General features: G+C 70.3%; 8 protein-coding genes. 4 read left to right on the top strand and 4 right to left on the bottom strand.

Annotated features, from left to right (window positions below):
* A partial coding sequence (locus AC08OO_RS21175) for a response regulator (protein WP_476618963.1) occupies window positions 1-703 on the bottom strand: 703 nt, incomplete at its 3' end.
* Between the two features lie 188 nt (window positions 704-891).
* Here AC08OO_RS21175 and AC08OO_RS21180 point away from each other — a divergent pair.
* From AC08OO_RS21180 to AC08OO_RS21190, 3 genes are read left to right on the top strand one after another with little or no spacing between them, the layout of a single operon-like run.
* Window positions 892-1,572 carry a glycosyltransferase family 2 protein gene (locus AC08OO_RS21180; protein WP_476611466.1) on the top strand — a complete coding sequence of 227 codons (681 nt, stop codon included), beginning with the start codon at window positions 892-894 and terminating at the stop codon, window positions 1,570-1,572.
* Window positions 1,569-2,276, top strand: a complete 708-nt coding sequence (locus tag AC08OO_RS21185) for a TIGR04282 family arsenosugar biosynthesis glycosyltransferase (protein WP_476611467.1) — start codon at window positions 1,569-1,571, stop codon at window positions 2,274-2,276. Before AC08OO_RS21180 ends, AC08OO_RS21185 begins: the two co-directional genes overlap by 4 nt.
* Window positions 2,270-2,986 carry a methyltransferase domain-containing protein gene (locus AC08OO_RS21190; protein ID WP_476611468.1) on the top strand — a complete coding sequence of 239 codons (717 nt, stop codon included), beginning with the start codon at window positions 2,270-2,272 and terminating at the stop codon, window positions 2,984-2,986. The genes AC08OO_RS21185 and AC08OO_RS21190 overlap by 7 nt, the downstream gene beginning before the upstream one ends.
* Here AC08OO_RS21190 and AC08OO_RS21195 read toward each other — a convergent pair.
* Together AC08OO_RS21195 and AC08OO_RS21200 are read right to left on the bottom strand one after the other, a co-directional pair.
* A complete protein-coding gene (locus AC08OO_RS21195; protein WP_476611469.1) occupies window positions 2,919-3,404 on the bottom strand; it encodes a hypothetical protein in 486 nt (161 codons plus the stop codon). The genes AC08OO_RS21190 and AC08OO_RS21195 overlap by 68 nt on opposite strands.
* Entirely contained in the window at window positions 3,401-4,522 is a 1,122-nt protein-coding gene (locus AC08OO_RS21200; RefSeq protein ID WP_476611470.1) for a molybdopterin-dependent oxidoreductase, read from the bottom strand. Before AC08OO_RS21200 ends, AC08OO_RS21195 begins: the two co-directional genes overlap by 4 nt.
* Window positions 4,523-4,769: 247 nt before the next feature.
* Between AC08OO_RS21200 and AC08OO_RS21205 the strand changes: the two genes are divergently transcribed.
* Window positions 4,770-6,245 carry a glycosyltransferase 87 family protein gene (locus AC08OO_RS21205; protein ID WP_476611471.1) on the top strand — a complete coding sequence of 492 codons (1,476 nt, stop codon included), beginning with the start codon at window positions 4,770-4,772 and terminating at the stop codon, window positions 6,243-6,245.
* 324 nt (window positions 6,246-6,569) lie between these two features.
* On the opposite strand, the gene AC08OO_RS21210 is transcribed toward AC08OO_RS21205, so the two are convergent.
* Entirely contained in the window at window positions 6,570-7,373 is an 804-nt protein-coding gene (locus tag AC08OO_RS21210; RefSeq protein ID WP_476618964.1) for an ArsR/SmtB family transcription factor, read from the bottom strand.
* Window positions 7,374-8,029 lie beyond the last annotated feature (656 nt).

Below are 8,029 nucleotides of genomic sequence, written 5' to 3' on the forward strand. Positions count from 1 at the left end.
GGGTGGTGTCGGGGCGCGGGGTGCCGGGATCGTAGCGGTACCCGACCCCCCACACCGTGACAAGCATCCGGGGCGCGGTCGGATCATCCTCGATCTTCTCCCGCAGTCGGCGGATGTGCACGGTGACCGTCGAGGGGTCGCCATAGCTCCATCCCCACACTTGTTCGAGCAGCTCGCCCCGAGTGAAGGCCCGGCCGGGCCGGCGCAGCAGGAAGGCCAGCAGATCGAACTCGCGCACCGTCAGCCCGAGCGGCACCCCGTGCCGGGTGGCGGTCCGCGCGGCCGCGTCGACGACGAGGGTGCCGGCCCGCAGGACGCCGGCTTCCGCGCCCGGCACCGCCTCGTTCGCCCGCCGCAGCACCGACTGCACGCGCAGGGTCAGCTCCCGCGGCGAGAACGGCTTGGTCACGTAGTCGTCGGCGCCGATCTCCAGACCGGTGATGCGATCCGACTCGTCGGCACGTGCGGTCAGCATGATCACTGGTACCGGTCGGTGCGCCCGGAGCCGGCGGAACACCTCGATGCCATCGAGACCGGGCAGCATCAGGTCGAGGACGACGAGGTCCGGTGGGGTTGTCTCGGCCACCCGCAGGGCCGTGGGTCCGTCCGCGGCGCGGTCGACGTCGAAGCCGGCGTTGCGCAGGTAGCGGTCAACCACCTCGGAGACGAGGACGTCGTCGTCGACGACGAGCACACGGGCCACCCAGCCACGATAGGTAAGGCGACGGCCGTCCCGGCCATGATCGGCTCGGATGTCTCCGCTTCGTAATGCTCCGTTTCGTCATGCTCGTCATGCTCGTCGTCGTGTCCGTGCCGAGCCGCCGGACGGGACCCGGGCATTCCTTGTTTCGTAAGGGTTGATCACGCGTGGACGGCACTACAGTCCCGATCATGTTCACGCAACGTAGTGGGATCGGGGCCTCCGTCGACGTCGTCCTGCCCTGCCTGGACGAGGCCGGGGCGCTACCTTGGGTGTTGGACCGGATGCCCGTCGACTATCGGCCGATTGTCGCGGACAACGGATCGCGCGACGGCTCCCGCCAGGTGGCGCTGGAACGCGGGGCGGTCGTCGTTGACGTGCCTGAGCGCGGCTACGGCGCCGCCGTGCACGCCGGGCTGCTCGCCGCGGACGCCGACGTGGTCGGCGTGTGCGACGCGGACGCATCCCTCGACCCCGCCGAGCTTCCCGGTCTCGTCACGCAGCTGCTGGCCGGCCGGGCCGATCTGGTTCTCGGTCGCCGTCGCCCGACCTCGATGCGGGCCTGGCCGCCGCACGCCCGACTCGGGAACGCGGTGGTCGCCGGGCGGCTGCGCCGCTGCGGCGTTCCCGTCCATGATCTGGGCCCGATGCGGGTGGCCCGCCGGGAGGACCTGCTCCGACTGCCCTTCGCCGACCGCCGGTTCGGCTATCCGCTGGAACTGCTGCTGCGGGCGGCCCAGGCCGGTTGGCGGATAGTCGAGACCGACGTGGCCTACACCCCTCGGGTCGGGCGCTCCAAGGTGACCGGGACACCGCTCGGCGCCGCCCGGACGGCCCGGGACATGTCCGCCCTGTTGGCGAGCCTCCGGTGAGGCTGCTCGTGATGGCGAAGGAGCCGGTACCCGGGCGGGTCAAGACCCGCCTGACGCCGCCCCTGCGCCCGGACCAGGCGGCGGCCGTCGCGGCGGCCGCGCTCGCGGACACGCTGGCCGCGGTTGAGGAGCTGACTCGCCTGCCCGGGTTCGACGCACTGCGCCCGGTCCTCGTCCTCGACGGCGCGGTCGGCCCATGGCTGGAGACCTCGTTCGCACGAATCCCGGCCGGACGAACCCCGGGCGCACGAATCGCGATCGAAGTGATGCCGCAGGTGTCGGGGCCGTTCGACGTCCGGCTCGCCGCCGCCTTCGACGCCGGCACCGAGCCGACCCTGCTCATCGGGATGGACACTCCCCAGGTGACCGCAGCCCTGCTCGCCTCCGCCTGCCACGCGCTGCACGCGACCGACGCGGTGTTCGGTCCCGCCGCGGACGGGGGATGGTGGGCACTCGGCCTGACCACCCCCGACGGCGATCTTCTCCGTGGCGTGCCGACCTCGCGCCCGGACACCGGCGCACGACAGCGGGCCCGCCTGTCCGAAGCCGGCCTGACGGTCACAACCCTGCCGACGGTGCGCGACGTCGACACCATGGCCGACGCCGACGCGGTCGCCCGGCTCGTGCCCGGTGGACGCTTCGCCGCGGCGCTGCGCGCCACGCATGGGGATCGCATCGCCGCCGGCCGGGCCACCGCGTGTTGACCGGCGTCCCCGACGGCCGGTGGGGACCGACGACCGTCTACGAGGCGGGACTGCGCTCCGCCGGTGGACAGCTGTGGATGCGCCGTCCCGACGGGCGACGCGACCCGCTGCCGGTGAACCGCTGGCGTGGCACCCTGTCCCCGGCGGCGTCGATCCCGCCCACCTGGTCCACCGGGGCGCTGTCCCCGGGGGATCTGTCGTTGTTGCGTCACTGTGGCGGCCCGACCCTCGACGTCGGCTGCGGGCCCGGCCGGCTCGCGGCCGCGCTCGCGGCCCGCGGGGTGCCGGCCCTCGGCATCGACGTCGCGCCGTTCGCGGTGCACCTGACCCGGCGGGCCGGTGTGCCGGCACTACGGCGGGACGTGTTCGGCCGGGTGCCTGCCGAGGGACGATGGGCCGCGCTGCTGCTTGCAGACGGAAACATCGGCATCGGCGGCGACCCGACCCGGTTGTTGCGCCGGGCCGGGGAACTCCTCGCCCCCTCCGGCCGGGTGCTCGTCGAACTCGAACCGCCGGGCACCCGGACCGGTCCGATGCGGGTCCGGCTGGAGGACGCAACCGGCCGGGTGTCGCGGCCCTTCTCCTGGTGCCTGGTGGACGGGGACGATCTGACCGGCATCGCGCCGGACGCCGGACTGCTGATCACCCGGACCTGGTGCGACGCCGGTCGGCACTTCGCCGCGCTGCGCCGGCGTCTCCCGACTGGATGATTCCCCGCCGGGCGCGGACCGCCCGACTCACCATGAGGGCCGCCGCGCCGGCCCAGACCACTCCGAGAACGAGCGCGAGGTTGCGTCCGTACGGCAGTGGGTTCACCGTCGGGTTCCCAGGGTCCCCACCGTAGCCACGCCACAGCGGTAGCGACGACAGGGCGACCGCCGCACTCACCAGCAGTGCGCCCTGTGCAACGGACCGGTAGGGCGGTGGGACCAACCGGGTGAGCAGGAAGCCGACGAGCATCGTCGCGGGCACGAGCAACGCGTCATGGACCAGGACCCCGCCGATCAGCCAGACCACGGTGTTCGGCGGCCGGGTGGCCTGCTGGTGGGTGAGCACGCCGTCGACCCCGTAACCGATCGCGGCCAGCCCGGCCGCCACCGCGACACCGCGCAGCACGACGGCGTTCACACCATCACCACCCGATGTACCCATTTCGTCTGGAGGACCCCGGGCCGGTTCGGCGCGATGAGCCGGGCCGGATAACCGTGATCGAGGTCGAGGTCGGCGCCGTTCACTCCGGTCGCGAGCAGGGTCAACGAGTCCCTGGCGTGCGAGGGGTTGACGCCGCTTGCCCGGTAGCCCCCGCGGGCCTCGAGGGACTCGACCCGGACCGCCGCGTCGGCGGGGATCATGGCGGCGTCCAGCAGATCCCGCAGCCGCGGCCCGTGCCAGGTGGCGTCCGCGGCCCATCCCTCGACGCAGGTGATCGGCAGCTTCGAGCTGTACCGACGCAGCGCGTACAGCTCCTCGATGGTGTACACCACCCGGCGCGGACCGACCACCTCCAGCCGGTACCCGGGGTCACGGGCGAGGGAGGTGACCCGCGCGGCTCGCGCCGTGCGGTTCACCGGGAGCCCCTGCGGGCCGATGTCGGGCCGCCGCGGCGCGAGCAGGTCCAGCCGGGCCAGGCCCGGGACCGACTGACCGGCGGTCGTCGCCACGATCACCCCGGCTGCGGTCCCCGTCGCGAGGCCGAGGCCGCGCCGCGTCAGACCGCCAGTCCCCGGGGCGGCGCCGGCCATGGTGGTGACGCCGGCCATGGTGGTGACGGCCAGGTGCGCGCGCTCATGGCGGCGGCGGCCCACATTCGCCCGGACGACGGTGAGCTTCGCGACGATGTGGAGGACCAGCGCGCCGATCGTGATCCAGGCGACCCAGTAATGGGTCACGGTGAAGAAGAAGTGGAACCGGTACCACTGCGCGATGTTCGCGATGCCCGTGCTGAGCTGGAAGATCGCCCCTGCGATCAACGGCACGATCGTCATCCGCTCCACCGCATGGGCGACGGAACGGATCGGGGGCCATTCCCACAACAGCGGATACACCGTCCACAGCTTCGCCAGCAGCAGTGGGACGCTCGCGAGTCCGGTGGTCACGTGCAGGCCCTGGGTCACCCGGTACAGCCAGGCGGGTCGGGAAGACCATTCCAGCCAGGACGGCGGATGCTGCATGAAATGCGATACCAGCCCGGTCAGAAAGCATGTTCCGAAGGCGATCCCGAGCCAGACTCCGAGGAGAGCCGCCATCCGTGGATCGTGCAGCCGACTGGGGAATGCGTTTTCGCGCAGGGGGCCGCGCCGCAGGACCGGGGGTGGTTCCGGCAGCTTTTCGGTCAGCAGACGAGGTAACCGGCGGGGCAACCGACGAGGCAACTGTCGCACGAATGCACGGTAGGTCGCCGGGACCACTCGCGACCGAGTACCGGCATTACGGAACGAGGAAGGCCCGGCGCGGTGTTCCCGCGACGGCGCTGCGCCTGCCAGTCTCGGGACCATGCCCAGAACCCGCACCGCGCCACGCCTCAGACCCGCCCTGGCCCTGGCCGGGGCGGGTGTCGGGCTCGCGGGTCTGCTCGCGACGCAACGTGCCGTCCTTGCGGCGCCGGGATACCTGCCCGGCCGGGCAGGGGTGCTCTACCCCGTCATGCTCTGGTGGGCGCTCGGTGTCGCCACGGCCGCGCTGCTGGTCCACGCGGCCCCGCGCCGGTTGGCCGTCGCCATGCTGCTCGGCGGAATCGTCGCCATCCACGCCGTCGCGGCCACCGCCGGCCCGCAGCTCTCCGACGACCTGTACCGCTACGCCTGGGACGGTCGGGTCCAGGCCGCCGGGATCGACCCCTACCGGTACGGCCCGCTCGCTCCGGAACTGGCCCGGCTGCGCGATCGCTGGCTGTTCCCGGATCCGGCCGGATGCGCGGCGATCGGGCGCGGCCCGCACTGCATCCGGCTGAACTACCCGCGCGCCCACACCATCTACCCGCCGGTGGCGCAGGCGTACTTCACCGCCGTTCATGTCCTGCCGGGGCCGCCACGCGAACACAAACTCCAGCTTTACGCCTCGCTGATGTCCCTGGCGCTGGTCGGGCTGATGATGCGGATGCTGGTGGCGCGAGGCCGCGATCCGCGCCACGCGGCCTTCTATGCGTTCTCGCCGCTCGCCGGCCTGGAGATCGGTTCCGATGCGCACGTCGACGTCCTCGGGGCCGTGCTGGCGCTCAGCGCTCTGGCGGTCCTCACCGCCCGGTCCCGCCCGCTGCGGACGGGGGTCGCTGGGGCGCTGCTCGGCGGCGCGGTAGCGGTGAAGCTGTACCCGGCGTTGCTGCTGCCCGCGGCGGCCCGGCGCCGGCCCGTCACGCTCGTCGGAGCCGCCGCCGGGGTGGTCGTGCTGTCCTACCTGCCGCACATCCTCGCCGTCGGCACACAGGCGCTGGGCTTCCTCCCGCAGTACCTCGACGTCGAGGGCTACGGGGAGGGCAGCCGCTTTCTCCTGCTCGCCGGGCTGCTGCACCTGGACGGATCCGCGGCGAAGGCGGCAGCGGCCACCCTGCTGGCGGCGGTCACGGTCGCCGTGCTGCGGACCGATCCACAGCGGGTTCCCGTCGAACGGGCCGCGCTGTGGCTGGTCGGTGCCGCGTTCCTTGTCGCGACCCCGGTCCAGCCCTGGTACGGGGTGCTGCTGGCGGCGCTCGCCGTCATCGCCGGGCGGCTGGAATGGCTCGCCGTCGCCGCGGCCGCGCACCCCGTCTACGTCTCGCTGTTCACGGATCTGCCCGGTGACGCGTGGACTTTGCGGGTGTATTCCTACGCCGTCGGCGGTGGCGTCGTGCTCGCCGCGACCGGTCTGCGCCGGTGGACCGGCCGACGGCTGGCGGTCGACGAGCGCACTGCCGCACCCGCGGCCCGATCCGTCGTCGAACCCCGGCCCGAGTTGTCACCGGGCGCAGGGACTGAAGGGCAGGTGAGGGTGTAATGGCGGGCTCGTTGACGAGGCCGGCGAGTACGAGGCCCTGCTCAGAGCTTGGGCGGTGCGGGTGCGGGACGCTTGGGCTGCCCGCCACGCCACGATCAGGGACTGGATTGAGAAGGCCCTTCCCTGAAGACGACGAGTCCTCGGCCCTCCGCGCCGTTTATTCTTGGAGTTCGGCGGCTCTGCGCAGGAGTTGCTGGGCGGCGTCCCGATGCTCCGCGCCACTGTCCTCGGCGATGACCGCGACCGCCAAGGCCGCGAAGCGCAGCATGCCGACCCAGGGCCCGGGCGGATCCGGTATCTGTCGGACACACACCGCTGATCAACTTATGCTGCATCGCTTTCGGGCATGCGTGTAGCTCTGCGGAAGGTTTCCTTGATCGCGTCCTCCACCTCCCTGTGGATATCGGAAGAGTTGGTCTCGGTCTCGGAGTAGCAGCGGCGTATGAAGCCCGCGCAGGCCTCGAGATTGTCGGTCGCCACCTTGAAGGACATCCTGCTTTCGCCGCCGCCGACATCCTTGGCCCGCTGGCTCGAGATTGCGAGATTGTCGGTTTTATTGCCAATTGTAAACACTTGCACGATCAATTCAGAGTCGTACTCGTGGAAGGTGCCGTAGATGTCGACCTTCGAGTCCCCGACGAAACGGAGGCGCCAACGCCCACCAGGCCTGGGGTCCCAGAACATGATCCTGACCTGCGTCTCAGGCGGCGCAATCCATTGCACGTACAGCTCAGGATCCGTTCGGATCTGGTGCAGCTGCCTTAGAGAGAACGGGAATTCTTGGACAACTATGAATTCCCCCGGGGTCGGGTTAGCTGTCCTTATGATCTCTCCGGTGATATCGTTGTTCTTGGATCTGAGGCGAGAGTTGTAAAATTCCTCGATCCATCGGGCTGCTGGGTCGAGCGCATCCTCTTCGAGACGTACCGGGCTGCGGTGGCCACCTCCAGGACGGCGGATCAAGCCGGCTTCCTGAAGCACCTTGAGGTGCCTGGATACCGCCTGGAGGCTTATCCCATACGGCCTGGCGAGCTCACCGACCGTGGCGTCACTTTCGACAAGTCGTTCGATCATGTTACGACGGGTCGCGTCTGCAAGAGCCGCGAAAATTTTGGAACTTTCAGCCATAATCGTACCCAATCAACAACATTATTAAAATTTCTCAATTAAGATCAACTGTTGGTGACGTCCCGGCCTGCGAATAATACATATTCAGATGTAACTGGTCAGGGGTGCCGCTTGATTGACAGTGACGGATGGTTGCGCGGCGGCGGTGAGGGCTGGGCTGTTTTCGGGCAGCCACAGGCGGCCCGTGGTGAGACGAGCGAGGGCGTCGAGTGCGCCGAGGCCGTTCTTGCGGGCCGTCGAAGATAGCTGTGCAGAGCGCAGAAGTGGCGGGTCCCAGCGAGCGAGCGCAGGTGGCCAGAGATCTTCTGTCTCAGTTTTGACCATGCGAATTATCCGGGCGGTCTCAAGGGGTCGGTGCATCGACAACTATAGATGTTAGCATATCATCGAGGCAGCTGGCGGTGGTTTGTTGTGATGGGTAGCTCGTGATCTGTGATCTACGGGGGTAGGCAGAGGCAGGGCCGGTGTCCGGCGGCGAGCGTGTCGGTCAGTTCGCGGAGTGGGGTGGGGCATCGGGGCGGTGGCCCAGGCCTGCCAGAGGCGTAGCAGGAGGCAGAGTGGGGTCAGGCAGGCGCGGACCCGTCGGAGGCTGACCGGCCAGGACGGCGGTGTGCCGGGGCGGACCGGGTGCGGGCTGTCGCCGGGTGGGCTGGGTG

This window comes from Frankia sp. CeCAU1 (assembly GCF_977971845.1).